The organism is Tsukamurella sp. PLM1, assembly GCF_023168325.1.
Lineage (GTDB): Bacteria > Actinomycetota > Actinomycetes > Mycobacteriales > Mycobacteriaceae > Tsukamurella.
The window spans coordinates 4,051,818-4,077,634 of record NZ_AP025688.1 but is presented as its reverse complement, the minus strand read 5'-3'; the positions used below and the strand labels follow the sequence as shown (position 1 = coordinate 4,077,634).

Annotated in this window: 26 protein-coding genes and 4 pseudogenes; 17 read left to right on the top strand and 13 right to left on the bottom strand. The window is 70.8% G+C overall.

Annotation, left to right across the window (positions count from 1 at the left end; genetic code table 11):
• Positions 1-3: 3 nt before the first annotated feature.
• Entirely contained in the window at positions 4-1,074 is a 1,071-nt protein-coding gene (locus MTP03_RS20935; RefSeq protein ID WP_248489807.1) for an FAD-dependent monooxygenase, read from the top strand.
• Positions 1,071-1,541, top strand: a complete 471-nt coding sequence (locus tag MTP03_RS20930; protein WP_248489806.1) for a hypothetical protein — start codon at positions 1,071-1,073, stop codon at positions 1,539-1,541. Before MTP03_RS20935 ends, MTP03_RS20930 begins: the two co-directional genes overlap by 4 nt.
• Positions 1,542-1,596: 55 nt before the next feature.
• On the opposite strand, the gene MTP03_RS20925 is transcribed toward MTP03_RS20930, so the two are convergent.
• Positions 1,597-3,069 carry an aldehyde dehydrogenase family protein gene (locus tag MTP03_RS20925; RefSeq protein ID WP_248489805.1) on the bottom strand — a complete coding sequence of 491 codons (1,473 nt, stop codon included), beginning with the start codon at positions 3,067-3,069 and terminating at the stop codon, positions 1,597-1,599.
• Positions 3,070-3,119: 50 nt separating this feature from the next.
• Between MTP03_RS20925 and MTP03_RS20920 the strand changes: the two genes are divergently transcribed.
• From MTP03_RS20920 to MTP03_RS20895, 6 genes and pseudogenes are all read left to right on the top strand, one after another.
• Entirely contained in the window at positions 3,120-3,989 is an 870-nt protein-coding gene (locus MTP03_RS20920; RefSeq protein WP_248489804.1) for an SDR family NAD(P)-dependent oxidoreductase, read from the top strand.
• 50 nt (positions 3,990-4,039) lie between these two features.
• Positions 4,040-4,735, top strand: coding sequence for a TetR/AcrR family transcriptional regulator (locus MTP03_RS20915; protein WP_248489803.1), 696 nt, complete (start codon positions 4,040-4,042; stop codon positions 4,733-4,735).
• Between the two features lie 228 nt (positions 4,736-4,963).
• A complete protein-coding gene (locus tag MTP03_RS20910) occupies positions 4,964-5,659 on the top strand; it encodes a maleate cis-trans isomerase (RefSeq protein ID WP_212554735.1) in 696 nt (231 codons plus the stop codon).
• 24 nt (positions 5,660-5,683) lie between these two features.
• The gene (locus tag MTP03_RS20905; protein ID WP_212554722.1) at positions 5,684-6,331 is read left to right on the top strand and encodes a VOC family protein; all 648 of its coding nucleotides are present in this window, start codon (positions 5,684-5,686) and stop codon (positions 6,329-6,331) included.
• Positions 6,328-6,573 carry a hypothetical protein gene (locus tag MTP03_RS20900; RefSeq protein ID WP_248489802.1) on the top strand — a complete coding sequence of 82 codons (246 nt, stop codon included), beginning with the start codon at positions 6,328-6,330 and terminating at the stop codon, positions 6,571-6,573. The genes MTP03_RS20905 and MTP03_RS20900 overlap by 4 nt, the downstream gene beginning before the upstream one ends.
• Positions 6,570-7,796: pseudogene (locus MTP03_RS20895) on the top strand (alpha/beta hydrolase). The gene MTP03_RS20900 and the pseudogene MTP03_RS20895 overlap by 4 nt, the downstream one beginning before the upstream one ends.
• A gap of 4 nt (positions 7,797-7,800) precedes the next feature.
• On the opposite strand, the gene MTP03_RS20890 reads toward MTP03_RS20895, so the two are convergent.
• The 10 genes and pseudogenes from MTP03_RS20890 to MTP03_RS20850 form a co-directional block, all read right to left on the bottom strand.
• Entirely contained in the window at positions 7,801-9,291 is a 1,491-nt protein-coding gene (locus MTP03_RS20890) for a glycosyltransferase family 39 protein (RefSeq protein WP_248489801.1), read from the bottom strand.
• A gap of 45 nt (positions 9,292-9,336) precedes the next feature.
• Positions 9,337-9,978 (bottom strand): TetR/AcrR family transcriptional regulator, encoded by a 642-nt coding sequence (locus MTP03_RS20885; protein ID WP_248489800.1) that lies wholly within the window; start codon positions 9,976-9,978, stop codon positions 9,337-9,339.
• Between the two features lie 106 nt (positions 9,979-10,084).
• Positions 10,085-10,576 carry a ferritin gene (locus MTP03_RS20880; protein WP_248489799.1) on the bottom strand — a complete coding sequence of 164 codons (492 nt, stop codon included), beginning with the start codon at positions 10,574-10,576 and terminating at the stop codon, positions 10,085-10,087.
• Positions 10,577-10,639: 63 nt separating this feature from the next.
• Entirely contained in the window at positions 10,640-12,091 is a 1,452-nt protein-coding gene (locus MTP03_RS20875) for a PepSY domain-containing protein (protein WP_248489798.1), read from the bottom strand.
• Positions 12,092-12,176: 85 nt separating this feature from the next.
• Positions 12,177-12,872, bottom strand: a complete 696-nt coding sequence (locus tag MTP03_RS20870; protein ID WP_248489797.1) for a hypothetical protein — start codon at positions 12,870-12,872, stop codon at positions 12,177-12,179.
• Between the two features lie 60 nt (positions 12,873-12,932).
• The gene (locus tag MTP03_RS22965) at positions 12,933-13,154 is read right to left on the bottom strand and encodes a hypothetical protein (RefSeq protein ID WP_256465297.1); all 222 of its coding nucleotides are present in this window, start codon (positions 13,152-13,154) and stop codon (positions 12,933-12,935) included.
• Between the two features lie 22 nt (positions 13,155-13,176).
• A pseudogene (locus MTP03_RS22960) lies at positions 13,177-13,467 on the bottom strand (phosphoribosylanthranilate isomerase); the annotation flags it as partial.
• A gap of 64 nt (positions 13,468-13,531) precedes the next feature.
• A complete protein-coding gene (locus tag MTP03_RS20860; protein ID WP_248489796.1) occupies positions 13,532-15,337 on the bottom strand; it encodes a penicillin-binding transpeptidase domain-containing protein in 1,806 nt (601 codons plus the stop codon).
• Between the two features lie 74 nt (positions 15,338-15,411).
• Positions 15,412-16,311: a serine hydrolase gene (locus MTP03_RS20855; protein WP_248489795.1), complete on the bottom strand. Its 900-nt coding sequence runs from the start codon at positions 16,309-16,311 to the stop codon at positions 15,412-15,414.
• The gene (locus tag MTP03_RS20850) at positions 16,308-17,153 is read right to left on the bottom strand and encodes a LysR family transcriptional regulator (protein ID WP_248489794.1); all 846 of its coding nucleotides are present in this window, start codon (positions 17,151-17,153) and stop codon (positions 16,308-16,310) included. The genes MTP03_RS20855 and MTP03_RS20850 overlap by 4 nt, the downstream gene beginning before the upstream one ends.
• 64 nt (positions 17,154-17,217) lie before the next feature.
• Between MTP03_RS20850 and MTP03_RS20845 the strand changes: the two genes are divergently transcribed.
• The 9 genes and pseudogenes from MTP03_RS20845 (at position 17,218) to MTP03_RS20805 (ending at position 24,834) form a co-directional block, all read left to right on the top strand.
• Complete coding sequence (locus MTP03_RS20845; protein ID WP_248489793.1) at positions 17,218-18,417, top strand: CdaR family transcriptional regulator; 1,200 nt, start codon at positions 17,218-17,220, stop codon at positions 18,415-18,417.
• 140 nt (positions 18,418-18,557) lie between these two features.
• Positions 18,558-20,056: pseudogene (locus MTP03_RS20840) on the top strand (long-chain fatty acid--CoA ligase).
• Positions 20,057-20,089: 33 nt separating this feature from the next.
• Positions 20,090-21,784 carry an alpha/beta hydrolase gene (locus MTP03_RS20835; RefSeq protein WP_248489792.1) on the top strand — a complete coding sequence of 565 codons (1,695 nt, stop codon included), beginning with the start codon at positions 20,090-20,092 and terminating at the stop codon, positions 21,782-21,784.
• Between the two features lie 4 nt (positions 21,785-21,788).
• Entirely contained in the window at positions 21,789-22,241 is a 453-nt protein-coding gene (locus MTP03_RS20830; RefSeq protein ID WP_248489791.1) for a MaoC family dehydratase, read from the top strand.
• The gene (phaZ, locus tag MTP03_RS20825; RefSeq protein WP_248489790.1) at positions 22,238-23,122 is read left to right on the top strand and encodes a poly(3-hydroxyalkanoate) depolymerase; all 885 of its coding nucleotides are present in this window, start codon (positions 22,238-22,240) and stop codon (positions 23,120-23,122) included. Before MTP03_RS20830 ends, phaZ begins: the two co-directional genes overlap by 4 nt.
• 39 nt (positions 23,123-23,161) lie before the next feature.
• Positions 23,162-23,583 (top strand): annotated as a pseudogene (locus tag MTP03_RS20820) (Fur family transcriptional regulator).
• A gap of 90 nt (positions 23,584-23,673) precedes the next feature.
• On the top strand, positions 23,674-24,099 hold the full coding sequence (locus MTP03_RS20815) for an organic hydroperoxide resistance protein (protein ID WP_248489789.1): 426 nt from the start codon (positions 23,674-23,676) through the stop codon (positions 24,097-24,099).
• An 85-nt stretch (positions 24,100-24,184) separates the two neighbouring features.
• Positions 24,185-24,481: a CrcB family protein gene (locus MTP03_RS20810; protein WP_248489788.1), complete on the top strand. Its 297-nt coding sequence runs from the start codon at positions 24,185-24,187 to the stop codon at positions 24,479-24,481.
• Entirely contained in the window at positions 24,478-24,834 is a 357-nt protein-coding gene (locus tag MTP03_RS20805) for a CrcB family protein (RefSeq protein ID WP_248489787.1), read from the top strand. Before MTP03_RS20810 ends, MTP03_RS20805 begins: the two co-directional genes overlap by 4 nt.
• Position 24,835: 1 nt before the next feature.
• On the opposite strand, the gene MTP03_RS20800 is transcribed toward MTP03_RS20805, so the two are convergent.
• Both MTP03_RS20800 and MTP03_RS20795 read right to left on the bottom strand, forming a co-directional pair.
• Positions 24,836-25,336, bottom strand: a complete 501-nt coding sequence (locus MTP03_RS20800; RefSeq protein ID WP_248489786.1) for a hypothetical protein — start codon at positions 25,334-25,336, stop codon at positions 24,836-24,838.
• Between the two features lie 4 nt (positions 25,337-25,340).
• Positions 25,341-25,805 carry a GatB/YqeY domain-containing protein gene (locus tag MTP03_RS20795; protein WP_248489785.1) on the bottom strand — a complete coding sequence of 155 codons (465 nt, stop codon included), beginning with the start codon at positions 25,803-25,805 and terminating at the stop codon, positions 25,341-25,343.
• Positions 25,806-25,817: the final 12 nt, after the last annotated feature.

Genomic DNA, 25,817 nt, shown 5'->3' with positions numbered 1-25,817 from the left:
ACAATGACGAAGAGGACCGTTGCGATCATCGGCGGGGGCCCGGCGGGCCTGGCCGCCGCCCGGCTGATCCGGCTCCGCGACCCGGAATCGGCGGTCACTGTCTACGAACGCGCCGATTCCAGCACGGGCACTTTCGGATTCGGGGTCGGCCTCACGGAGGCGACGATGCGGAACGTCGCATCGGCGGATCCCGAGACCGCAGACCGCATGCGGGCCGCGAGCCACGCGGGACACAACCTGGTGCTCCGCACCGAGGGTCGGGAGGTACACCTGCACGGCGCCCGAAACCTGGCCATCGGACGCGCGATCCTGCTCGACGTGTTGACGCGCGCCGCGGAGGAGGTCGGGGTCGACATCCGGATGGGGGCGCGCGTCGACGTGTCCGATCTGAACGCGGACGTGATCGTCGCGGCCGACGGTGCGCGGAGCGCGGTGCGCGAGAAGCTGCAGGCGGAGCTCGGGGTGAACGTCACCTACGGGTCGCTCCACTACATGTGGTGCGGAACGGATTTCGCGGTGGACAACGCCAACTTCACCTGGCGTTCCCGCGGCGACGACCTGTTCGTGGTGCACGCGTACCCGTACACCGAGGACCGGAGCACGTTCCTGATCGAGGCCGACGCCCGGACATGGGAGAGCGCGGGACTGGCCGAGAACGACCGGGCGGTCGCCCCGGGAGAGTCGGACCGCCGCAGTCTCGCACTGCTCGAGGACGTCTTCGCGGAAGAGCTGAAAGGACGGGCGCTGCTGGCCAACCGGACCCGGTGGGCGCAGTTCCCGACGGTGTCCCTCGAGCGGTGGTCCGCCGGCAACGTCGTCCTGCTGGGCGACGCCGCGCACACCGCGCACTACACGATCGGTTCCGGCACGAAACTCGCCCTCGAGGACGCGATCGCGCTGGCCGACGCGCTCGGCACCCACGACGACGTCGGTGAAGCGTTCGCGGCTTACGAGGCCGCCCGCAGGCCGGGGTGGACCGGTTCAAGCACCTCGCGGCACGGTCGCAGGCGTGGTGGTCGAGCTTCCGCGAACGCTCCGGCGAACGCCCCGAGGAGATCGCCCTGTCGTACATGACCCGCGCCGGGAACATCGGCGTCCGCGACTACGCCGTCGAGTACCCCGAGAACACCGGCCTCGCCCTTGCCCACCTGGGCGAGGCGCCCGTCGGCGAACCCGATGCCCTCGACGACTGGGTGCTGTCCCGTCCACTCGCGACTGAGGCACTCACGGCACCGTCGCGCACGGTGACCCGCGCCCAGCTGCCGGACGGTGCCACGCGCGTCGTGGAGTGGACGGGTGGCGATGTGTGGGGCACGGAGCACGAGGCTGTGGTCGATGAGCTGTCGAAGGCACCGGAGCCCGTGATCGTGCTCTCGGGCGCGCCGGAGCCGGCCGCGGTGGGCGCGCGGATCGACATCGGAGAGCGGGTTCGCTGGGACGGCCGGCACACGGTGATCATCGAGATCCCGGAGTCGCTGCGCTCCGAAGCGGCCGCAGCTGTGGCGGCGCGCCGGGCCGATGCGGTGATCATGACCGAATGATCGAGAGACGGATGAGGGCGGCCTCCCCGCGGGGAGGCCGCCCTCATCCGTCGCATCACTCCTGTGGCGGCGCGACCTGTGCGTACAGCTTCGTGTCCTGGAATTCGCTGATAGCACTGGGGCCGCACAGCAGACCGTAGCCACTCTGCTTCAGGCCGCCCTCCTCGAATGCCTCGTGGATGACGCCCCAGCAGTTCGTCCAAACGAAGCCGGCCCGCATGTTCCGGGTCACCCGGCGCGCCAGCCACTCGTCCCGGGTGAACACCGCGGCGCCGAGGCCGAACGACGTTCCGTTCGCCATGCGCACGGCGTCCGCCTCGTCGTCGAAGACCTCGAAGGTCTGGACCGGGCCGAACAACTCGTCCTGGACGAGCGGGACGTCCAGCCGGTCGACCTCCACCAGGCTCGGCTGATAGTAGGCTCCGCCGGGCCGTTCGGCGTCCTCGACGACACCGCCGCGGACCAGGATCTTTGCGTAGGCGTCGGCCTCTTGGACGATCCGGTCGACACGTCGCGCGCTGTCGGCGTCGATGAGCGGCCCGAGATCACTGGCGGGGTCCTCGCTCGGTCCGGGCCGGAGGTTGCTGATGGCGTCGATCACCATGGGGCGCAGCCGGTCCGCGATGCTGCGCTGTACCAGGAGTCGTGAGCCGGTCAGGCAGAACTGGCCGTTCATCAATGTGCACGCCGCGACGATGTTCTGCATGACGACATCGAGGTCAGCGTCCTCGAAGATGACGAGCGGTGTCTTACCGCCGAGTTCGAGACTGAGGCGTTTGAGTGTGTCCGCACCCGTCTTGGCGATCGCGCGCCCGACATGGGTGCTCCCGGTGTAGCTGATCATGTCGACGTCGGGTGACGTCACCAGTGCCGGGGACACGGCGTTGCCGCCCTCCGTCAGGATGCTGACGACGCCCGGCGGGATCGAAGTGGTCTCAGCGATGATCTCGGCAACCAGCGTGTTGGTGAGCGCGGTCTGTCCGGGCATCTTCACGACCATCGTGCACCCGGCGGCGAGGGCGGGGCCGATCGATCGCATCGACAGGATCACCGGTGAGTTCCACGGCGTGATGATGCCGATGACTCCCATGGCTTCGCGACCCGTTTGGAAGTAGACCCCGGGAGCCACCTCCGACGATCGTCCACCGTCGAGCACGATCGCGGACGCCGCGGCGTAGCGCAACCAGTCGACCGTGGTGGAGACCTCCCACGTCGTCTCCGGAAGACGTTTCCCGTTCTCTCGGCTCAGCATGAGCGCGACCTCGTCGACGCGCGCCTCCAGGTTGTCGGCGAGCTGGTGGATGGCGCGCGACCGCCGGCGCGGATCGCGGGACCAGTCGGATTCGTCGAACGCGCGGCGCGCGGCCGCGATCGCGGCGGTGGCCTCGGACGCTCCGGCGCTGGCGTACGAACCGAGAACGAGGCCCGTGGACGGATTGACCGACTCGAGGCGGTCCCCCGATTCGCTCCATTCGCCCGCGATGAGATTGCGTCCCGTCGAACGCATGGTGAGTGGTTCTGTCGTCATAGCTGGATGTTCCTCTCGAGATGTGTGATGCAGGACACTCCGCATCCACCATGACCGATGTCAACAATAAAGTCAATAGTTCAACATGGTTGTTGACACCGGGGAGGTGTCGGCTTAGCGTCGGGGATCGAAACAGTCATGACGAGGCTCCGAAAGGGTGTGCAGAAGTGAGTGATTCGAATGCGGGGAATGATCGCGTCGCGGTGGTGACCGGCGCGGCGCAGGGCTTCGGGAGGGCGATAGCGGCAGCGCTGGCGGCACGGGGCGCGAACATCGCGGTGCTCGACCTCAATCCGGCGGCGGAGACGGTCGCGGAGGTGGAAGAAGCAGGGCGGCGGGCGATTTCCATCGAAGTGGACGTGTCGGAGCCGGACTCCGTGGAGGCGGCGTGCCGGAGCGTCCTCGACGCGTTCGGCCGTGCTGACATCCTCGTCAACAACGCCGGTGTGTACCCGTTCCGGGACTTCTTCGAGGTCGACTACCACTACTGGAAGCGGATCCAGGCCATCAACCTCGATTCCCAGTTCCTGATGGCCCGTGGTCTGGCGCCCTCCATGCGGGACCGTGGGTGGGGGCGGATCGTGAACATCGCCTCGAATTCCCTCGGTCTCGCAGTACCTGCGTTGTCGCACTACATGGCGAGCAAGGGAGGTGTCGTCGGGTTCACCCGCGGCCTGGCGACGGATCTCGCTCCGTACGGCATCACGGTGAACGCCGTCGCGCCGACTGCGTCCAGGACCCCTGGTGGAGAGGCGAACATCGCTGCCGAGGTGCTCGACGGCGTAGCGGCCATGCAGGCGATCAAGCGCAGTGGTACGGCGGCCGACGTCGTTGGCACCGTCTGCTTCCTCGCGGGTGACGACAGCGCGTTCGTGACCGGACAGACGATCATGGCGGACGGCGGTTTGGTGCGTCTGTGACCCGATCCGGTTGCGCTGTCATGAGCCGGACCGGGAGTACTGTGTTCGCCATGTCGACCGCGGAGAAATCAGGAAAGGCGACCGGCTCCCGGCGTCGCGAGCTGATCGTGGGCGAGGTGTTGGACGCCGCGACGGAGTTGTTCGCGGTCAAGGGCTACGAGGCGACGAGCCTGCAGGACATCGCCGACGCGGTCGGCGTCTCACGACCGGCGTTGTACCACTACCTCAGCAGTAAAGAGGACCTGTTGGTGATGCTGGTGGAGGGCGTATCCCAGAGTCTGGTCGCGATGCTCGAGGAACTGCACGCCCGGCCCGATCTCGCCCCGGCGGAGAAGATCGCGAACTTCACCGATCAGCTGGTGCGGGAACGGGTCCGGTATCCGGGGAGGTTCCGCATCCTGGACCGCTCGGAGACCGTCCTTCCCGAGCCGGCCCGCACCGATCACCTGGAGGCCAAGCGGCGGATCCTGCGCGAGGTCGTCACGATCATCGAGGACGGCGTGCGGGTCGGCCAGTTCGTGCCCGTCGACGCCCGGACGACGGCGCTGAGCGTGATCGGCATGTGCAACTGGGTGGCCTGGTGGGCCCGGCCGGAGGACACCGCCCGCGTCGAGTCCATCGCCGAGACGGTGAACTCGCTGGTCCAGCGCATGCTCCGCGTTCCGGACGAGCAGGAGGCCGACGGTGCGCCGGGCCTCGTCCGGGAGATCCGAGAACGGCTCGACCGCCTCGAACCGCTGCTGTAGAACACGCGCGACCGACGGACCGACAGTGCCAGTCACTGTCGGTCCGTTGGCGTTTCGGGAGAGGTGCGGGCGAAGCTGACGAGGCTGTCTACGCAAGTGTTGACAATTTAACGTCATCGTCGAATACTGGGGAGGAAGCCACACAGCGGCAGAAGGAGCAGCGTGAACACCAAGCCCACCCGCATCGGACTCGTCGTGCCGAGCTCGAACGTCACTGTCGAGACGGAGATGCCGCGCATCCTGGCGCGGCACCCCGAGCGCGAGTTCACCTTCCACTCCAGCCGGATGCGGATGCAGAAGGTCTCGCCGGAGCAGCTCCGCGCGATGAACGCGCAGCGGGAGCGCTGCGTGATCGAGCTCGGCGACGCCGGGGTGGACGCCGTGCTGTACGCATGCCTTGTCGCCATCATGTCGACCGGCCCGGGCGCCCATCGCGACGCCGAGCTCGCCGTCGCCGAGCAGCTCGCGGCCGGGGGATCCGAGGCGAGTGCGCTGTCCAGCGCCGGGGCGCTCGTGGACACCCTGAACGACATGGGAGCCAAGAGGATCGCCGTTGTCACGCCGTACCTGCGGCCCCTCGCGGAGCAGGTGGTCGCCTACCTGGAGAACGAGGGGATCGAGGTGGCCGACTGGCGGGCCCTTGAGGTCGGCGACAACGCCGAGGTGGGCTGCATCCCCGGTGACCGGGTGATGGAGGCGGCGCGCAGCCTGGACCTGGACGGCGTGGACGTGCTGGTGCTGTCGGCCTGTGTGCAGATGCCGTCGCTGGATCTGGTGCAGGCCGCGGAGGACGAGTTCGGTATCCCGGTGATCACCGCGGCGACGGCCGGCGCGTACCGGATCCTGCGTGCCGTCGGCGCCAGGGTCGACATCCCGGACGCCGGATCGCTCCTGCGCGCCGACGCAGCCGTGCCCGCGAACTGACCGACGTCCGGAAGGGAGAAAAGAATGACCGAGAAGAACGACGAACACAGGGTCAGCGGTGTCGACCACGCCGCGTTCCCAACCTTCGATCCGGTGGGAACCGTGAAGTTCTACCGCGACGTGCTGAAATTCCCCGTGGTGCACTCGATCTGCGCCGCCGGCTGGGGGCCTGAGAAGCACCCGGACTTCATTCACTTCTTCTTCGACATCGGCAACGGTGACCGGATCGCCTTCTTCTACTACTTCGGCCTCGAGCCCTACGGCGACCAGTCGGCGCCGGGCGACTCCTGGGCCCGGTTCGACCACGATACGCCCGTGTTCTTCCGGAACTCGCGGCACCTCGCCATCCACGTGGACAGCGAGGAGGATCTGCTCGAATACCGCCGCCGCATGGACGAATCCGAGTGGCCCTGCGAGATGCAGGTGATGCACGAGACGATCGAATCGATCTACACGCACGACCCGAACGGCTACATGTTGGAGATCACCCGGGCCCTGCGTCCGGTGACCGCGCAGGAGGACCTGGACGCGCAGCTCACCCTCGAGGCGCTGTGCGACGTGGTGACGGCCGGCGACGCCTCACTCGACACCCTGCTCACCCGCAAGGCGGAGCTCATCGTCGAGAGGGCGGAGGCGTGGGAGCGCGAGCAGGCCGCGGAGGCGCAGCGATGAGCCGGCTGTACGTGCTCGACGTGCCCGAGAACGAGGGCGTGGTGAAGGTCGCGTCCGCGGACCGCGAGGTGACCGTGGACAAGGTCGGCCCGTACTTCCGGCTCTCCGCCGACGGCGACATCGTGATCGACCGTCGCGCGACCGGATGTCGGCATGCGGTGTGGTACAGCGCCATTGCGGGTCTGGAGGATTCGAAGATCGTCCAGCACGACAAGGACGCGCTGCGCGTGGTGATGCGATGAGCACCGCAGAGCGGGTGGGTGCGGGTCGCTACCTCGCGGCCGAGGAGGCACCCGCCGAGACGACGGTAACGGCGCACGAACTCACCACCGCCGACGGCGCCACCGTCGCCGGACTGCTGCGCACTGTGCCGGACGCGACCGCGGTGGCCTTCCTGATGCACCCGCGCAACGACTTCAGCCACCATGTCCTCGTGCCCGAGTTCCTGCGTCGCGGCGTCGCGGTGTGGACGCAGGGCAGCCGGACCATGGGCAACGACCTCACGCTGCTGCACGAGCAGGCGCTGCTGGACATGGCCGCCGGCCACGTCTTCCTGAGGGATCGCGGCTTCGGAACCGTGATCTCCGTGGGGCATTCGGGAGGGTGCGCTCGCCGCGTTCTACGCGGAGCAGGCGGGCCTGCCGGCGGGGAAACGCCTGAAGGCCACCCCCGGCGGGAAGCCGGTGCCCCTGGCGGATGCGGAGATGCCGCTCGCCGACCTCATGGTGCTCATGGCTCCGCACCCCGGGCAGGGGGAGCTGTTGCTGCGCCTCATCGACCCGTCCGTGGCCGACGAGTCCGACCCCGATCCGTGGACCCCGCGCTGGACCCTTACTCGGAGGCGAACGGGTTCGCCCCTGCTCCGCAACCGAGTTCGTACTCCGAGGAGTTCCTCGAGCGTTACCGCGCCGCGCAGCGCGCCCGTGTGGAGCGGATCGACGCCGTCGCCCGGGAACGAGTGGCCCGCGCCCGCGAGGCGCAGCTCCAGTACAAGCGGACGAGGGATCCGGCGGACCGTCGGGACGCGCTCGCGACCGAGCTGATCACGGTGTATCGCACCGACGCCGACCCGCGGTGCGTGGACCCGGCGATCGATCCCAACGATCGCCCGTACGGGTCGCTGTTCGGGTCGCGCCCCGACCTCACCGACTACGGCGTCGTCGGATTCGGCAGGTTGACCACGCCCGAGGCGTGGCTCTCCACGTGGTCCGGGCTGAGCAGCAACGCGGGCTTCCTGCGCTGCGCGCCCGCGATCGGGGTGCCCACGCTGTTCATCGAGATCACCGGCGACCAGGCGTGCTTCCCTGCGGACGCGCGCGCCATGGTCGAGGCCATCGGTACGGACGACGTCGAGCATGTTCGGGTGCGCGGCAAGCACTTCGGAGCGGCCCTCGCTGAAGGCGAGCCGACCGCGGCGGCGTCGGCCGGAGCCGAGATCGGCCGGTGGCTCGCGCAGCGGGTCTGATCCGCTACATGCGGCGCAGCGACGGCCAGGCCTGAGACCAGGGCTTCGCGGCCTTGCACAGGCGGACGTCGACATCGGCGGACGCGGTCGGCATGCCGATGCGGTAGTCGAAACGCCGGAGAGTGCGAGAACTCGCGCACATCTCGCCGGGCTGCTCCGCCTCGGACGAGACGATCCAAAGCACTGTCGTAGCGGAGTCGTCGGGCTGCCCGAAGAACCCGTACCCGCGACTGAAGCTGAACACCGGCGGAAGGTCCCTGCCGTAGTAGTCCAGCGCGGCCGCCTGCCAGTACGAGCTCGCGACGATCGCCTGCGGTCGCTCGGACTCCGGCAGCGCGGCGATCGAATCCTCCACGGCGCCGGTCAGTTCCGGCCAGCCGAACTGCCCGTACACCGAGATCTGCATGCCCGCCTCCATCACGGACTCGGGCTCCTTGATGTCGGACTCCGGGGTGAACGGCAGGCTCACGACCAGGAAGACGACGGCGAGCGCGGCGACCGGGGCGGCCACCCACCGCAGCCGAGGTCGCCCGATCCGCTCGAACGCGACGGCGCCCGCCGCCACGATCACCGTCAGCATCCCGCCGGGGTAGTACGGCCGGCCGGCGGTCGCGAGGAACACGACCACCAGCAGTAGGAACGCGGGAGCCAGGAACCGGTACGGCCGCAGCGCGGGCGAGCGAAACAGCGCCCACAGCCCGAACAGCAGTAGCGGCGCGCCCAGGACCCCGGCGAGGAGCAGCAGGATCGGCACGAACAGCAGCCTGCCGCCGGCGTACTGACTCTCCTCGGCGACCTGGCTCGTGAGCTGCAGGTACGGCCAGCCGCGGTCGGCCTGCCACAGCAGCGCGGGGATCATCGTGAGTACTGTGAACGCGCCGCCCGCCCAGAGCGCGGGCCGGCGCCACAGCTCGCGCGGCCCCCAGATCAGCGAGGCGGCGAGCACGCACACCCAGAACACGGGGATCAGCCACTTCACCTGCATGTCCAGCGCGGTGACCACGCCCGCGGCGAACAGCAGCCGGTCCTGCCGGGTGCGCACCCAGCGCACCACGAGCCAGGTGACCGCGACCCACAGCGGCGTGTCGATCGCGTTGGTCGCGAGCAGCGAGGACTGCAGCAGCAGGAACGTCGAGGTCGCGTAGGCGCCGGCCGAGAGCGCCTGGGCGAGGCGCCCGCCGCCGAGCTCGCGGGCGATCAGCGCCGCGAGCACGATGCCCGCGAGGGTGATGAGCACCGACGGCAGGCGGAACAGGATCAGCGAGTCGCCCGGCATCGCGTCGCCGAGCAGCGCGAGCAGCGGCAGGATCGGCCCCTGGTCCGCGTAGCTCACGGACAGGTGGTGGCCGGCGGCGATGAAGTACAGCTCGTCGCCGAACAGGTGGTACCGGCTCGCCCCGAACAGCGCAGCGATCGCGGCGAGCAGGGTGATGGGTACGACCGCCGTCCAGGCGAACGGGGCGATGCCCGACGGTGCGCCGGCACCGTCGGGCACGGGGCGGTACGGGGAAGGTCTGCCTGCGTCATCCGGGTCTCTCCGTCAGTCGTCCGCGTGCGTGGGCGGCGATGGCTGCACCGCCCGGAGGTAGAGGTCGATGAGGTGGCGTGCGTAGGGCTTGAGATCGAGGTCCGGGTCGCGCGCCGCGCGGTTGGCGGCGCCGTCGATCGAGTCGCGGATCTGCTGGGCCATGATCCAGGCGTCGAACTCTCCGAGTTCCCCGGTGGCCTGGCCCGCCCGCAGCAGCTCGGCGAGCGGCGCGACGGAGGCGGTGTCGCCGTCCTCGGCGGAGAACGCCGGCCGGTCGTCCGCGTCCCGCAGGCCGAAGACGACTTCGATCATCGCGGTGATGTGCCGGCGCGCGGCGTCGAGGAACTCGAGGTTCGATTCGATGTAGGCGCGGACGCGGCCGAGCGCGGTGGTCTCGGCCTCGATCCGGGGAACCATTGCGGCCGCACCGTTCTCGTAGAGCGAGATCACCACCTGCCGGAGCAGATCGTCCTTGCCGTCGAAGTGGTACGAGATGACGCCCTTGGAGATTCCCGCGCGCTCGGCGATCCGGGCGAGGGACGCCCCGCCGAATCCCGTCTCGGCGAGCACGTCGACGGCCGCCGCGAGGATCTGGGCGCGCCGCGCCTCCTCGATGAACGAGCGTTGGCCGTCGATCTCATTTTCTGGCCGCATGGTCAAAATTTAGCACGGATGGACAGAACGTGGAAGAGAAAGACGGGGCCCTCCAATGCGGAGGGCCCCGTTTCCCGGGCTGCAGAGGTGGTCTGCGGGAGGTGGCTTAGGCGGACGAACGCGCCGACAGCTCCTCGTCGAGGCGCAGCAGGCCCGGGCCGTCACCGTCGATCAGTTTGAGGCGACCGACGATCTCGCTGACCGTGGCCTCCTCCTCGACCTGCTCGTTGACGAACCACTGGATGAGCGCCTTGGAGTCGATGTCGTCGATCGCGGCGCGGTACAGGTTGCGGATCGAGTCCGACACCCGGCGCTCGTGCTCCAGGGCGGCCTCGAACACGTCGAGGACGGTGTCCACGTCCACCTTCGGCGCTGCCGAGGCGCCGATCTTCGGGTGGTTGCCGCGGTCCGACAGGTGATCGATCCACTTGTTGGCGTGGACGATCTCCTCGTCCGCCTGCTTGCGCAGCCAGCCGGAGATGCCCGGCAGGTCGCGGATCTCCATTTCGATGGCCAGCTGGCGGTACACCAGCGAGGCCTCGAACTCCAGGGTGATCTGGTCGTTGAACTTCTCTTCGAGTGCGTCCGTGAGCTTCATGAGGACGACTCTAGAACCGTTCCAGGATCCCCGCAACGCAGGCAAGGCGACCCTTTCCGCAGGTCAGGGGGTATTTCTTAGGTTAGCCCTGCCCCTCTTAGCCACGCCTATCGCAAGATCCAGCACCAGGAATACGAGGAGCGAAACTCCGAAAACGGGCAGGAACCAGCCGAGGAACGCGACCCCCAGAATCGCCGGAATCGCGTGCGACGGTTCGACCTTGCGGATCGCGCCCCGCTCCGGCGGCTTCGGGAGCCCGCCGCGCTTCGGCCGCCGCTGCCACCACATCAGGTAACCGCGCACGATCACCGTCACCAGCAACGCCGCGAAGGCGACCAATGCGATCTGATTGAGCAGACCGAACTGCCAGCCCATGTGCGTGTTGATGAGCAGCTCCGTCGCCTTGGCCAGCAGCGGCCACGACGCGAACCCCAGCACGGTGATCACCTGCCCGGTGGTCGGGTCCACGGCGGCGGAGTCGATCCCCATCCGCCACGGCTGCCGCGTCTGCGCGACCGTGATCGCGACGGACGGGTCCGTCGGGATCGAGACCTGGACGGCACCGTTGACACCCCGGGCCGCGGCGGCCGCGACCGCCCGGTCCAGCACGACGGTGTTGCGGGCGCGGGTCTGCTCGGCCACCTCCCGCGGGACCGACGGTGCCGCGGCCGGCGCCTGATGGTCGGCGTGCTCGCCCGCCGCGCCGTGCCCGCCGCCCGGCGTGAGCGACGTGGAGAGCGCGGGCTTGGTCCACCCGAGCTCGGCACGCAGCTGGCCGATGTTCTCGCCCGCGTACTTCGACCAGGTCAGGCCCGTCGCGGAGAAGAACAGCAGGCCCACGAGCAGCCACGTGCCGACAGCGGCGTGCCGGCTCATCCGCCCGCCGCGCCCGCGCGCCGTGCGGTCGTAGCCCAGCATGCGTTTCGCGTTCCCCCGGCGGTTGCGCCACCACAGGTAGAGCCCGCCGAGCGCGACGACCCACAGCCACGACGCCGCCAGCTCGCTGTAGAACCGGCCGACGGTGCCGAGGTGCAGGTCCACGTGCAGCCGGTCGATCCAGAACCGGATCGGCAGGGCCTCGACGGAGCCGTACACCGGCAGTGCGCCCTGGACCTGCGCCGATGCGGGATCGACGTACACCGCGAGCTGCCTGCCCTCGGCGACCAGCGAGGGATCGTCGAACAGCACCCGGGTGGTCAGGCCCGGGCCGTCGCCGGTGCGGACGGCGGAGAGCGGCAGGCCCGGCCGGGCCGCCTGCGCGGCGGCGACCTGCTCGGCCAGGGGCCGGGCCGGGCCGTCGGTGCGCGCCTCGATCTGGTCGGCGTAGACGAACCTCTCGACGGTGGGCGCCGCGGCGTAGAGCCCGCCGCTGACGGCTGCGACGAGGAGGAACGGGCCGATCAACAGGCCCGCGTAGAAGTGCAGCCGCCAGATCGCGGCGCGCCAGCCCGGCCGCGGGGGCGGGCCGGTTCGGGTCGGCGGCGCGTTCTCGGCCGCCGATTCGGTGATGGACATGAGGACACCTCACGGAAGTAAGTGCGCGTACGCGCGGGGACCCGGGCGGCGGCGCCGTCCCGGGCGGGAGAAGGGAAGTGAGGGGTCAGGCGGGCGGGCCGCGCAGGGCGCCGTGCCGCGCGAGAGCGGGCACGGGCGTGGGCACGTAGGCCCAGGCGGGGAGGGCGACGGTGCGCGTCCGGTCGCGCCAGGTGGCGGCGAGTGGAACGAGAACGGCCAGCGCGAGCCGCAACGCGCGCTCCGCGCCGGCGATCGCCGCGCCCGCGAGCACGGCGGCGGCGACGTGTGCGACCGCCATCGAGGGGCTCATCGCCAGGTGCCCCATCGTGACACCCAGTGCGAGGTGGCCCGCGCCCTGGCCGAGCAACAGCATCGCGCCGGTGGCGCGCGCGCTTGCGGAGCGGGGACGGGCCGCGAGCAGCCCGAGGACCGCGCACACCGCGGCGAGCAGCAGCACCGAGGTGGCCGGGACCGTCGGCGCGGCGAGCGACGCGGCGGGCACGGCCGAGGCCGCCGCGTCCGGAATCGCGTGCGTCGCAGGCATCGCGTGGCCCGCGTGCGCGCCGTGCATCGCGTGCGCGCCGTGCAGGGCGGGCATGGCGTGCGCCGCGGGCGTGCTGGATCCTGCGGGAACAGCGGCCATGGACGCCATGGCGTGGCCGCCCGCCGCAACGGCGCCGTGCATCGCCAGCGCGTGCGCGGTGAACGCGGCGCCGAACGAGACCGCGCCCGCCGCGAGGCCGCGGAAGGCGGCTTCGGGGCGGGCTGGGCTGCGGCGCATGGCCGGAATACTACTCCCTGTAGGGGACCCGTCTCGTGTGCGAAGGGGCTGGTCAGCGGGTCAGGCGCGGGCGGCGGCCAGGAATGCCCGGATCAACTCCGGATCCTTGACGCCCGGCGCGGACTCGACGCCGCTGGAGACGTCCACGCCCGACGGACCGAAGGCGGCGATCAGGGCGATCACGTTGTCCGGACGCAGGCCGCCGGCCAGGAGCCATTCGGTCGCGGGGAACGGGGAGATCAGCGGGATCGAACGGCTCGCCCGAGCCGGGCACCGTCGCATCGATGAGGAGGCGGCCCGGCCCGGCGTGCCCGGATCCCGAGTAGCGGGCCGCGGAGACCGCGCGGATGGTGCCGAAGCCCGCCTCGGCGGCGCGGGCGAAGTGCTCGTCGGGTTCGTCGCCGTGCAATTGGATCGTGCGCACCCCGGCGGCGCGCGCCACCGCGAGCACCTCGTCGATCGGCTGCTTGCGGAACACGCCCACCGTCTCCACATCGCCGGGGACGCGCGCGACGAGGGCGGCGGCGCCGTCGGGGTCGATGAGCCGGACGCTGCCGGGCGCGAACACGAAGCCCACGGCGTCGGCGCCGGCCACGACCGCCGCGTCGACGGTCTCGGGGGTACGCAGGCCACACACCTTGACGAACACCCGGACGAGCCTAATCTGCCAGTACGGCCCGCTCCGATCGCACCACCGTCAGGAGGTCGCCGCCCGCGCCGCGGAGGAACGCGCCGCTCACCGCCACGGCCGGGGCGGAGCTCTCGCCCGAGACCACGAGCGTCGCGAACGCGAGGTCGCCGACGATGCCGGCGAACCAGCCGTGCGCATGCGAGTTGTCGCCGAACTCGGCGGTGCCAGTCTTGCCGCCGAGGCCCTCGATGTCGCGCAGCGCGGCCGCCGTGCCGGACGTGACGGTCTCGCGCATCGCCGCGCGCAGCGCCGTCGCGACCGCGGGGTCGATCCGCACGGCGCCGGCGTCGGCGGTACCCGGCTCACCGTCGAACAGGGAGGGCCGCACCATGGTCCCCGCGGCGAGCGAGGCCTCGACCACGGCGAGCCCGAACGGCGACGCGGTCACACGGCCCTGCCCGATCGATTCCTCGACCCGCTCGGCGGGCGTGCGCGCGGGTGGGACGGTGCCGGTCACCGTCGTGATCCCGGGAACCGTGAAGTCGACGCCGAGGCCGAACGCGCGGGCGGTATCGGCCAGGGCGGTGTCGCCGAGTTTCGTGCCGAGGGCCGCCATCGTGGTGTTGCACGACTTCGCGAAGGCGGTGTGCAAGGGCACGGTGCCGAGGGCGAACTCGTCCTCGTTGGGGATGGTGCGGTCGCCGAACCGGGCCCGGCCGGGGCACGGCAGCTCCGCATCGGCGGTGGTGACGCCGGCCTTCAGGGCCGCCGCAGTGGTGATGGTCTTGAACGTCGAGCCGGGCGGGTACAGGCCGGTCAGAGCGACGGGGCCCTGCGCGTCGGCCGCGGAGTTCTGCGCGACGGCGAGGATGCCGCCGGTCGACGGGCGGATCGCCACGAGCATGGTGGGGCGCTTCTCCCGCGCGACGGCCGCGTTGGCGGCGCGCTGCAGGCCTGCGTCGAGGGTGGTCCGCACGGGCTGTGCGGTGGCCGCGGGGAACGACTCGACCAGGCGGATCGGCTCGCCCTCGCCGTCGACGACGGTGACCGAGGCTCCCGCCCCGGCGTCGACGTCGCCGCGCCAACGCTCCTCGAGGCCGGTGGTGAGGGGGCTGCGCAGCGCCGGCGACGTCGTGAGCAGGCGGCCCTCCTCGCGCGTCGTGACGCCCGGGATCGTCGCGAGCGATCCGACCCGCTTCGCGGCGTCGGCGCGGAGCGCGATCACCGTCGTGGGGGAGTCCTTGCCCGCCACCGTCTTCCGGAGTCCGGCGGCTGTCACCGTCCGGTCGGCGACGGCGAGCCGGCCCGCCAGCGCCTCGGCGGAGTCCGCGTGCTCGGGGTCGAGCGAGACGACGGTGACCGTCTGCCACGTCATCAGCGGCGCGTTCTTGCGATCGAGCACGCGGGTGCCGTACGACTTCTCGTCGGCGTAGAGCAGGCGGGCCCCGGCGGTGGCGTCCGGGTGGATGACGCTCGGCTGCCAGGTGACCTTGCCGCCGCCGGCCGCGACCCGCGTCGTGTACCGCACGTCGCGATCGTGCGGCAGCGACCAGGACCAGGTGAGGTCGTGCTCGTCGCCGTTCTTCCCGACGGTGACCCTCGGCCGCGCGTCGCCCATGCCGTCGAAAGTGCGCTGGAGCGCGTCGGTCGCGGCCGTGGGGTCGGAGGTCAGCCCGGCGGCCTCGCCGGCGTCGCGCTGGGTCAGGGCCGTCGCGAACTTCGTCACCACGTCGTCCTCGGAGCAGGACACGAGGGAGGCCGCGAGGGCGGCGATCGCGAGAACGGCCGTGCCGCCGCGGGCGGGTCGGCCGGGTCGGATGGAGGCGGAGCGCATGCGCCCAGTCAACCCGCGCCCCGCGATACCCGCCAAAGAGCGAAACCGGCGTCGACGATAGCGAATCGGTATCGCTACTGGTAGAGGGGCACGCGAAGCGCGTCGACGGCGATGGCCGCGACAGTCCCGATCGCCGCGTCGACCCGCGGCAGGCTCGGATCGTTGCGCGCCGCGTGGGTGAACACGGCCACCGCGACGGGGTGCTCGCCGGGGTACTCGACCACCGCCACCTCGTTGCGGAGCGCGCCCAGGGTCCCCGTCTTCCCCGCGATCGACGGCGCCGAGCCGAAGCCCGAGGCGACGCGGTGCCGGAAGACCTGCCCGGCGAGCGCGGAGCGGGCGAAGGCGCACTGCTCCGCCGACGCCGCGGTGTCGGTCCAGAGCGCGGCGAGGAGTGCGGTCATGTCGGCGGCGGTGGTCGCGCTGCCGAACGTCGGGTCGTAGGCGCGGACGGGGCGCGCGAGATCGTCGTCGGCGAGCGCCGCGAAAGCCTCGGCGACGGTGCGCGTATCGGTCTCCGCCATCATCGCCGCGTGGATCTCCGCGTCGCCGCCGACGATCCGGGTGCCGCGCAGCCCCAGGTCGCGGGCGGTCGCCTGCACGGTGTCCAGGCCCACGAGCGGCATCAGTACGCCCGCTGCCGCGTTGTCGGAGACCGCGATCATCGAGCGCGCCAGGTCCCGCACACTCACTTCGACGGGATCCGCGAACGCCGCGAGGCCGGTCGGGCCGGGCGTCGCGGTGGCCGGGTCGACGACGACCCGCGCGCGGGGATCGAGCCGCCCGGCGTCCACGGCGCGCGCCGCGGCGACCAGCAGCACCACCTTGTAGACCGACGCGGGCACGACGGGCTGCTCGCCGCCGACGGACAGCGCGGCGACGGGGTCCGACCGGTGCCCCACGACGCGCGCGTGCAGCCAGCCGTTGCACCCGGCGTCGGCGAAGACGGCGTCGATCCGCTCGATCGCGTTCACCGGCCCAGCCGCCACAGAACCGACTCGAGTACTGCGACGTCCGGGTGGTCGCGACGGCCGAGCACCTTGACCCGCAACGGGAAGTCCGTCGCCGGGCGCCGTGCGGTCCCCGCGGGGGCCGCTCCACCGGCGGCGACGGGCGTGAACGCCAGGCCCGCGGCCACGGCGGCGTGCGCTGCTGCCTCGGTCTCGGTGATGAGCACCGTCGACGTGATGCCCCGCGCCGTGAGCCGGTCCAGCAGCAGGTCGGCGGCGGGCGGATTCGTCGCGCGCGGCGGCAGCGCCACCGCCAGCGTCGACAGGTCCCGCAGGCGCGGCGACCGGAATCCCCCGGGCACCAGGAAATCGCGCGGCAGCGCGATCACGGGCCCAGACGGTGCGCCGTCCCCGAGGACGGGGTGCTCGACGACCGCGACGTCCAGCAGATCCTCGGCGACGGCCCGCGCGAGCTGCGGTGACGCGCCCGCCGAGAGGGTGAGCGGCGCATCGTCGTCGCGCGGGGCGAGGGCGGCGGCGCAGACCGCGGCCAGGTCGGTACCGAGCGCGTCGCAGAGCGCGACTCGGCGCTCCCCGGTGCCCGCGCCCAGCCGGGCAGCCTCGGCCACGAACCGGTCCGCATCGCGCACCATCACCCGGGCGCGGGGGAGCAGCTCGCGTCCGGCGGGCGTGAGGTCGGCGCCGCGTCTGCTGCGGTCGATCAGGGCCACCCCCAGTGCGTCCTCGAGGCGTCGCAGCCCGGCGGAGACCGGCGGCTGCGTGATGCCGAGCCGGTCGGCGGCGCGGCCGAAGTGCTGTTCCTCGGCGACCGCGACGAAGAACCGCAGGTGCCGGATCAGGTCCATGCGCCGGAGTCTAACCGGCGGATTCGGGCGCGCGACCGCCCGCGAGCCCCCACAATCGACAGGTGTGAGTGACCGTGTGGACGCCGAGATCGCGCAGATCCGAGACGCCTTGACGGCGCGGATGGATGCCATCGCGGTCGCTGTGACCGCGGCGATCAGGCGCGACATCCCCTTCTACGCGGACGCGGGTGCCGTCTCGGAGGACATGGTCACCGATACGGTTCGGGACAACCTGAGCTACATGGTGAAGGCGCTCACGGACCCGTCCTTCGACACCTCCCCGGCGGCGATGACCGGCCGCTCGCGCGCCGAGATCGGGGTGCCGTTGGCCGCGGTCATGCACGCCTACCGGATCGGCGTGCACCGCGTCTGGCAGGAGGTGTACGCGATTGCGGACGAGCGGCCCGAGCTGAGCCGGCAGGCGCTGCTCTCGGCGACGCAGCACATGTGGGAGGCACAGGACCAGTTCATTGATGCGATGGCCGGCGCCCATCGGGACCGGACCACCGAGCAGGCGCTCGACGACGCGGCCGAGCGCGCCGCGCTCGCGGAATACCTTCTGCAAGGCCGTATCCCGAGCGATCAGAGCCTGTGGGAGATCGCGACGATCCTCCGCATCCCCACCACGGGTCCGTACCTCGCGGTGGCGGCGGCCACCGTCGAGGTGGGCCGGGCGCCCCTGCCGGGCATCGTCGATCGGCTGCGCGCGATCGACGCCTACTCGGCCTGGCGGCTGCTGCCGGACCAGCAGATCGGGATCGTCCACGCTCCGACGCCGGCGGTGCGCACCGCGGTGATCGACCTGCTGAGCCGGGTGGCGATCGCGCGTGTCGGCGTGAGCGCGCCCTTCGGCGACCTCCGGGACACCCCGCAGGGGCTCAACTTCGCGCGGCGCGAACTCGTCGGGCCGGGCACCGGCGTTTCGGTGTTCGACGGTTCCGTGCTCGGCACGGCCGCGATCGCCGCGCCCGAGACCACTGTGGAGCTGGCGCGCGGCGTTCTCCGCAAGCTGTACGCGCTTCCCGACGACGACCGCGAACCGCTGTTCGCGACCTTCCGGGCCTGGGTGGCGCACGAGGGCAACGTCAAGGACGCCGCGACGGCGTTGTTCGTGCACCCGAACACGGTGCGGCACCGCCTGCGGCGCATCGAGCAACTCACGGACCGCTCGGTGAGCTCTCCTCGGGAGAGCGCGGAGCTGTGCCTCGCTTTCGAGGTCGACGCACGCGTCCGGCTGCAGGTGGGCGGCGACCGCGAGCGGTAGCGAGTCCCGCGAATACCAGCACCGGTGATTGTGTTCCGTCACACCCTGCGGGCTCAACGATGTGTCCATCACCATCGACCCCGAGGGGTGTCGGGGGTCACTCTTGAATGGTCGAACCCGCTACCCGCCCGAAGGACACCATGACGAATCTCGCCGAGAACCTCACCGCTGCCGCCGCGGCCCATCCCGACGTGCTCGCCCTCAAGTGCGATGACCTCGAGTTCACGTACGCGGAGTTCGACGCCGCCGCCGCGCGCTTCGCCGCCTACCTCGCAGAGCAGGGCATCGAGCCCGGCGATCGCGTCGGGATCATGCTGCCGAACACTCCCGCGTTCGCGATCGTGTTCTACGGGATCATGCGCCGCGGGGCGGTCGCGGTGCCGATGAACCCGCTGCTCAAGGCCGCCGAAATCGAGTTCTACCTCGCGAACACCTCGGCCAAGGCCCTGTTCGCGACTCCCGTGTTCGCCGACGACGCCGAGGCCGGCGCGAAGGCCGCCGGGGCCGTCTGCCACTTCGGCGACGATGCGGCCCTGGCCGCGCTCCTCGCCGACTACGAGCCGACCGCGGCGGTCGAGCCCCGGGCACCGTCGGACACGGCGGTCGTCCTGCACACCTCCGGCACCACCGGCAAGCCCAAGGGCGCCGAGCTCACGCACCGCGGCCTCGGCATGAACTGCGAGATCGTCGGGCGCACGCTGTTCCACGTCGAGGCGGGCGACGTGGTGATGGGCTGCCTGCCGCTGTTCCACGTGTTCGGCCTCACCTGCGGCCTGAACGCGGCCGTGCGCTTCGCGCTCACCCTGACCCTGATCCCCCGGTTCGAGCCGCGCAAGGCGCTCGAGGTCATCGCCCGCGACGGGGTGACGATCTTCGAGGGCGTGCCCACGATGTACGCGGCCCTGGTCGCGGCCAAGCAGACCGATGACGACGTCTCCTCGCTGCGGCTCTGCGCCTCGGGCGGCGCCGCCCTGCCGCTGCAGGTCATCTCCGATTTCGAGAGCGCCTTCGGCGCGGCGATCCTCGAGGGCTACGGCCTCTCCGAGACCTCCCCGGTCGCGTGCTTCAACCACCCCGACAAGCCGCGCAAGCCGGGCACGATCGGCACGCCGATCGAGGGCGTCGAGATGCGGGTGGTCGACGACGCCGGCAACGAGACCCCGCAGGGCGAGCGCGGCGAGGTCCGGTGCGCGGCCACAACATCATGAAGGGCTATTGGAACCTGCCCGACGCGACCGCCGCGTCGATCGACGCCGACGGCTGGTTCGCCACCGGCGACATCGGCATCGTGGACGAGGAGGGCTACTTCTCGATCGTCGACCGGAAGAAGGAGATGATCATCCGCGGCGGGCTCAACGTCTACCCGCGCGAGATCGAAGAGGTGCTCTACAGCCACCCCGAGATCGCCGAGGCCGCCGTGGTCGGCGTCCCGCACGACACGCTCGGCGAGGAGGTCGGCGCAGCCGTCGCACTCAAGCCCGGCAGCGCGCTCACCGCCGACGACGTGCGGGCCTTCGTCAAGGACCGCGTGGCCTCCTACAAGTACCCGCGCCACGTCTGGCTCCTGGCGGAGCTGCCCAAGGGGGCCACCGGCAAGGTCCAGAAGCGCGACATCACCGTCCCCGCAGAGATCAACTGACCCACCGAACGAGAAAGTCGAGGCCACCGAACAATGACCACCACTGCCGAAGGCGCCGACGAGATCGTCGCCCCCCTGGATCTGCTCCTCGTCAACTCCACGAAGAGCTTCGCCTCCCGTATGGTGCCCAACGCCGCCTGGGCACGGTTCGGGCTGTCGCTGGCCGGCCAGCCGGTGACGGTGGCCGAACGCTCCGCGGGCCTGGCCAAGGAGCTCGCGCTCATCGCCGCAGGGCGCAGCGCCCGCGAACCCAAGAAGGGCGATTTCCGGTTCAAGGATCCCGCCTGGTCCAACAACCCGCTGCTCAACCGCATCGAGCAGGCGTACCTCGCCGTGTCGGACCTGGCCGATCAGCTCTACGACGATGCCGATCTGGACTGGAAGGACGCCGAGAAGATGCGGTTCGTCCTCGACAACCTCATCGAGGGCCTGTCGCCGACGAACAATCCCTTCGTCTCGCCGCTCGGCTGGAAGGCGATGATCGACACGGGCGGCCTGTCGATGGTGCGCGGCCTCAAGGCCCTCGCCGCGGACATGGCGTCCAAGCCCCGCATCCCGTCGATGGTCGACCCGAAGGCCTACAACGTGGGCGAGACCGTCGCGACCACGAAGGGCACCGTCGTCCTGCGGACCCGGATGTTCGAGCTGATCCAGTACGCTCCGCAGACCAAGCAGGTGCGCGAGGTCCCGCTGCTGCTGGTGCCGCCGGTGATCAACAAGTTCTACATCATGGACCTCGCGCCCGGCCGCAGCCTGGTGGAGCACTACGTCAAGGGCGGCCAGCAAGTGTTCGCCATCTCGTGGCGCAATCCGTCGGCGCGGCACCGGGACTGGGGCTTCGACGAGTACGGCAAGGCGATCATCGACGCGCTCGACGCGCTCCAGGTGATCACCGGTGCGGACAAGGCGAACGTGTTCTCCACGTGCTCGGGCGGTATCCTCACCGCGATGGTCATGGCGCACCTGTTCGCCACCGGCCACGGCGACCGGATCGCCGGCCTCACCTTCGGCGTCACCGTGCTCGACCAGAGCCACGCGGGCTTCGCCTCGGCCCTCGCGGACCGCCGCGCCGCGGACGCCGCGATCCGCACGTCCGCGAGCAAGGGTTACCTCGACGGTGCCGCCATGGCGGAGATGTTCGCCTGGCTCCGCCCGACGGACCTGGTGTGGCGGTACGTGGTCAACAACTACATCCAGGGGCGCCCGCCGGCCGCGTTCGACGTGCTGTTCTGGAACGCCGACACGACCCGGATGGCCGCCGCGCTGCACCGCGACATGGTCCTCATGGGCCTGGAGAACAAGCTGGTCACGCCGGGCGCCGCGACGATGCTGGGCACGCCGGTGGACCTGTCCACGGTGGAGGCCGACCTGTACGTGCTGGGCGGCATCTCCGATCACATCTGCCCCTGGCAGGCCACCGAGCGCAGCGCCGCGCTGTTCGGCAGCAAGGACAACACCTACGTGCTGTCCACCGCGGGTCACATCGCGTCGTTGGTCAACCCGCCCGGCAACCCGAAGTCCTCGTTCCGCACCGCGCCAGTGCTGCAGGGCCAGACGCCCGACGAGTGGTTCGAGACCGCCGAGAAGCAGTCGGGCTCCTGGTGGCCGCACCACCTGGAATGGCTCGACGCCCGCAGCGGCGCCGAAGTCGACGCACCGTCGGCCCTCGGTGCTCCAGGCTTCGAGCCGCTCGCTCCCGCTCCCGGCACCTACGTCCTGGAGAAGTGAGCACATGACCACCACCGTCAACACCCCGCAGGATCTCCTCGACCTGGTCGGGCAGACGCTCGGCACCACCGACTGGATCACCATCGACCAGGACCGCGTGAACCTGTTCGCGGACGCCACCGGGGACCACCAGTGGATCCACGTCGATCCGGAAAAGGCGGCGAAGGGGCCGTTCGGCGGGACCATCGCCCACGGCTACCTCACACTGTCGTTGGCGCCGTTGCTGCTGCAGGAGGCCGTCGTCGTCGAGGAGTTCGCCGCGGCGCTGAACTACGGCCTGAACAAGGTCCGCTTCCCGGCGCCCGTGCCGGTCGGGTCGCGACTGCGCGGCACCGTCGAACTGGTTGCGGCGCAGGACAAGAAGGGTGCGATCGAGGCCGTCTTCCGCCTCACTTTCGAGGTCGACGGTGCCGAGCGTCCTGCCTGTATCGCCGAGACGGTGGTGCTGTACCGGTGAGCGAGGAGCAGGAGAGCGGCGCGCAGGAGATCGAGGACCGACTCATCGCCACGGGCGGACAGCGGATCCGCGTGCGCTACCGGCCCGGCACGGGCGTTCCGCTGGTGCTGTGCAACGGGATCGGTGCGAGCCTCGAGGTGCTGGACCCGTTCGTGGACGCTCTCGACCCGCAGCGACCGGTGGTGCGGTTCGACGTGCCGGGCACAGGCGAATCGCCCACATCGGTTCTCCCGTATGGATTCCCGTATCTTGCTTGGGTGCTGGGTCGGGTGCTGGACGAGCTGGACATCGGTGTCGTCGACATCCTGGGCCTGTCCTGGGGCGGCGCGCTGGCGCAGCAGTTCGCCTTCCAGAATCCGATGCGCTGCCGACGCCTCATCCTGGTCTCCACGGGGACCGGGGCGATCATGGTCCCCGGCGATCCGCGGGTGCTGTCGAAGATGGTCACGCCGCGGCGGTTCCGTGATCCCGAGTACGCGGCGCAGGTGGCCGGCGAGCTGTACGGCGGAGCGGTCCGGGAGGACGGGAAGGGCATCGCCGAGACGTTCTCGCGGCAGATGCACGCCGGCTCGAAGATGGGCTACCTGCACCAGCTCCTGGCGGGCTCGGTGTGGACGTCGATCTTCGCGTTGCCGGTGATCCGGCAGAAGACGCTGCTGGTGTTCGGCGAGGATGATCCGATCATCCCCATGATCAACGGCAGGATCTTCGAGACGCTCCTCCCGCGGGCCACGCTGCACCGCCACGACGGCGGCCACGTCGACCTGGTGACCAGGGCGGCGAAGCTGGCCCCGGTGATCGACGAGTTCCTCGGGACGCCGCACCTGGGACGGCGCCAGTGGCGCGGGCGGACCGCCGGTCTGCTCACACCGCGCGACTAACCCTGGAATGATTCCAAATCCGGGCGTACTCTAGTCGGCATGAGTGAGGTGGACACCGCCGAGGGTCGGCTGCGGGGCGTGGGGCTGCGGATCACCGCCCCCGCGTCGCCGCGCTCGGCTACCTCGACGGGCATCCGCACGCGACGGCCGACGACGTGGCAGAGCACCTCCGCGGGCGGCTCGGCACCGTCGCCACGCAGACGGTGTACGACGTGCTGCGGGTGTGCTCGGAGAAGGGACTGCTGCGGCGCATCGAGCCGGCGGGGTCGGCCGTCCGGTACGAGGCCCGCGTCGCCGACAACCATCACCATCTGGTGTGCCGCACCTGCGCGAAGATCGTCGACATCGACTGCGCCGTGGGTACCGCGCCGTGCCTCACCGCGGACGACGACCACGGCTTCGTCATCGACGAGGCCGAGGTCACGTTCTGGGGCTACTGCCCCGACTGCGCGCCCCACTGAGCATCCCCGGGCGCGTCCCCTGTGACGCGGACTACTGTCGAGGGTGGCGCCGCCCGGGCCTTGGGCGGCACGAATGCGAAGGAGTGCGATATGAGCTTGGACGTCGTTTACACCATCTCCTCGACCGCCACCGGTGGCGGCCGCGACGGGCACGTGAAGTCGGCCACCGGCCGCATCGACCTGGACACCCGTCCGCCCGCCGAGATGGGCGGCAGCGGCGAGGGCACCAACCCGGAGGAGCTGTTCTCCGCGGGCTACGCGGCGTGCTTCCTGGGCGCGATCCGCGCCGTGGGCCGCAACGAGAAGGTGGCCGTCCCGGACGACACCAGCGTCGACGTCACCGTCGGTTTCGGCAAGACCGAGACCGGATTCGGTATCAACGCCGCCATCAAGGCCACCCTGCCGGGCCTCGCCCAGGCCGACGCGGAGGCTCTCGTCGCCAAGGCGCACCAACTGTGCCCGTACTCCAACGCGACGCGCGGCAACATCGACGTCGACCTGACCACCGCCGTCTGATCGGCTCCTGAGCACGCTGCTGCGGCCCGCCGCCCTGGGACTCGTCTTCCTGGGCGGCGCGGCTGGCACGTTTGTGCGCGCCGAGGTGGGGCACTGGCTGCCGCACAGCCCGTTTCCGTGGGCGACGTTCGTGGTGAACATGCTCGGCGCGTTCCTGCTCGGCGGGTTGATCGAAGCCCTCTCCCAACGGCCGGACGACGAGCGGCATCGTCGGGTCAAGCTACTGTTCGGCACCGGATTCTGCGGGGGCCTCACGACGTACAGCGCGTTCGCGCTGGACATCCACGACGCGGGCCCGGCCGTCGGCGCACTGTACGCGGGGTCGACGGTGCTCCTCGGTCTCGTTTCGGCGATCGCCGGGGCGGCGGTGGTGCGCCGATGACGGCGCTGTTGGTGGCGGTCGGCGGGGGCATCGGTGCCGTCCTGCGCTACCTGGTCGACGGTGCCCTCCGCTCCCGTCTGTCGTTCTGGGCGACGGCGGCGATCAACGTGTCGGGCTCGTTCGTGCTCGGGCTCCTGGCCGGTCTGGTCGCCGGGGGAGGGCTGGGCGGCACGGCGCTCGCGATACTCGGCACCGGCGTGTGCGGCGGCTACACGACGTTCAGCACGGCTACCGTCGAGACGTGGACCCTCCTGCGGGATCGACGCTACCGCGACGGGATCGCGTACGGCCTGGCCACGCTCGGCGCGAGCGTCGTCGCGGTGTGGGGCGGCTACGCCCTCGGCGCGGTGTGACTCACGCGCCGCTGCGCTCGAGCGCGTACCGGTGCACCGGGCGCGTGAGCAGCAGCGAGAACAGGAACAGGAACATCACGATCACCGCGCCCCACATCGGCAGGCCCGCCAGGGGCGCACCGTTGTGGTCGACGCCGAAGCGGCTCACCGGATCGGTGTAGTCGCGTTCGTTGCCGAGCAGCGCCGACGCGGCGGCGAACAGGAAGCCGACGAACACGGCCAGACCGTAGAGCACCGTCGCCCAGCGTTGCCCGAACAGGGCGAACAGGCCCGTGAACGCCATCGCGGCGACGGTCACCAGCCCGGCGATCGCGATCACCAGGATCGTGATCGTGCGCACGCCCAGCGGCGACGCCGGGAAGTTCCCCGGATATCCCATCGTGCCCAGCAGCGCCGAGCACTGGATGATCGCCGTGACGTAGAGCGCGATGGCGCCCGCGCCCGCGACGAGTGAGACGAGGACCCACAGCCACATCGCGCCGGGCCGGCGCAGTTTCGCCATGGGGTTACGCCAGCCGGGCCTTGACGGCGGACGAGAGGCGCTTGCCGTCCGCGGCGCCGGCTGCCTTGGCGTTCGCGACCTTCATGACCTGGCCCATCTGGCGCACCGTCGGGGCCTCGCCGAGCTCCGCGGTCACCTCGGCGACTGCGGCGTCGACGAGGGCGTTCAGCTCGTCGTCGCTGAGCTGCTTCGGGAGGTAGCGCGCCATGACCTCGGCCTCGGCGCGCTCCTTGGCGGCGAGCTCGTCGCGGCCGTTGGACTCGAAGATCTCCGCGGCCTCGCCGCGCTTCTTCACCTCGCGCGCGACGACCTTCAGGAACTCCTCGTCGGTCAGCGCGTGCGCCGTGCCGGAGGTCTCCTCGTTCTGGATCGCCGAGAGCAGCATGCGCAGCGTGCCCGTGACCAGGGTGTCCTTGGCCTTCATCGCGGTCTTGAGGTCGTCGCGGATCGCGGCCTTCACTTCTGACATGTCGTCCAAGTT

What these genes read in the sequence shown, in the direction of transcription:
- MTP03_RS20915 (WP_248489803.1), top strand. Translation starts at nt 4,040, where the DNA reads ATGTCGACCGCGGAGAAATCAGGAAAGGCGACCGGCTCCCGGCGTCGC.
- MTP03_RS20885 (WP_248489800.1), bottom strand. Translation starts at nt 9,978, where the DNA reads ATGCGGCCAGAAAATGAGATCGACGGCCAACGCTCGTTCATCGAGGAG.
- MTP03_RS20800 (WP_248489786.1), bottom strand. Translation starts at nt 25,336, where the DNA reads ATGGCGAAACTGCGCCGGCCCGGCGCGATGTGGCTGTGGGTCCTCGTC.
- MTP03_RS20850 (WP_248489794.1), bottom strand. Translation starts at nt 17,153, where the DNA reads ATGGACCTGATCCGGCACCTGCGGTTCTTCGTCGCGGTCGCCGAGGAA.
- MTP03_RS20870 (WP_248489797.1), bottom strand. Translation starts at nt 12,872, where the DNA reads ATGCGCCGCAGCCCAGCCCGCCCCGAAGCCGCCTTCCGCGGCCTCGCG.
- MTP03_RS20900 (WP_248489802.1), top strand. Translation starts at nt 6,328, where the DNA reads ATGAGCCGGCTGTACGTGCTCGACGTGCCCGAGAACGAGGGCGTGGTG.
- MTP03_RS20795 (WP_248489785.1), bottom strand. Translation starts at nt 25,805, where the DNA reads ATGTCAGAAGTGAAGGCCGCGATCCGCGACGACCTCAAGACCGCGATG.
- MTP03_RS20835 (WP_248489792.1), top strand. Translation starts at nt 20,090, where the DNA reads ATGACCACCACTGCCGAAGGCGCCGACGAGATCGTCGCCCCCCTGGAT.
- MTP03_RS20860 (WP_248489796.1), bottom strand. Translation starts at nt 15,337, where the DNA reads ATGCGCTCCGCCTCCATCCGACCCGGCCGACCCGCCCGCGGCGGCACG.
- MTP03_RS20815 (WP_248489789.1), top strand. Translation starts at nt 23,674, where the DNA reads ATGAGCTTGGACGTCGTTTACACCATCTCCTCGACCGCCACCGGTGGC.
- MTP03_RS20920 (WP_248489804.1), top strand. Translation starts at nt 3,120, where the DNA reads ATGACCGATGTCAACAATAAAGTCAATAGTTCAACATGGTTGTTGACA.
- MTP03_RS20830 (WP_248489791.1), top strand. Translation starts at nt 21,789, where the DNA reads ATGACCACCACCGTCAACACCCCGCAGGATCTCCTCGACCTGGTCGGG.
- MTP03_RS20910 (WP_212554735.1), top strand. Translation starts at nt 4,964, where the DNA reads ATGCCGCGCATCCTGGCGCGGCACCCCGAGCGCGAGTTCACCTTCCAC.
- MTP03_RS20880 (WP_248489799.1), bottom strand. Translation starts at nt 10,576, where the DNA reads ATGAAGCTCACGGACGCACTCGAAGAGAAGTTCAACGACCAGATCACC.
- MTP03_RS20930 (WP_248489806.1), top strand. Translation starts at nt 1,071, where the DNA reads ATGACCCGCGCCGGGAACATCGGCGTCCGCGACTACGCCGTCGAGTAC.
- MTP03_RS22965 (WP_256465297.1), bottom strand. Translation starts at nt 13,154, where the DNA reads ATGCGACGGTGCCCGGCTCGGGCGAGCCGTTCGATCCCGCTGATCTCC.
- MTP03_RS20935 (WP_248489807.1), top strand. Translation starts at nt 4, where the DNA reads ATGACGAAGAGGACCGTTGCGATCATCGGCGGGGGCCCGGCGGGCCTG.
- MTP03_RS20925 (WP_248489805.1), bottom strand. Translation starts at nt 3,069, where the DNA reads ATGACGACAGAACCACTCACCATGCGTTCGACGGGACGCAATCTCATC.
- MTP03_RS20875 (WP_248489798.1), bottom strand. Translation starts at nt 12,091, where the DNA reads ATGTCCATCACCGAATCGGCGGCCGAGAACGCGCCGCCGACCCGAACC.
- MTP03_RS20805 (WP_248489787.1), top strand. Translation starts at nt 24,478, where the DNA reads ATGACGGCGCTGTTGGTGGCGGTCGGCGGGGGCATCGGTGCCGTCCTG.
- MTP03_RS20905 (WP_212554722.1), top strand. Translation starts at nt 5,684, where the DNA reads ATGACCGAGAAGAACGACGAACACAGGGTCAGCGGTGTCGACCACGCC.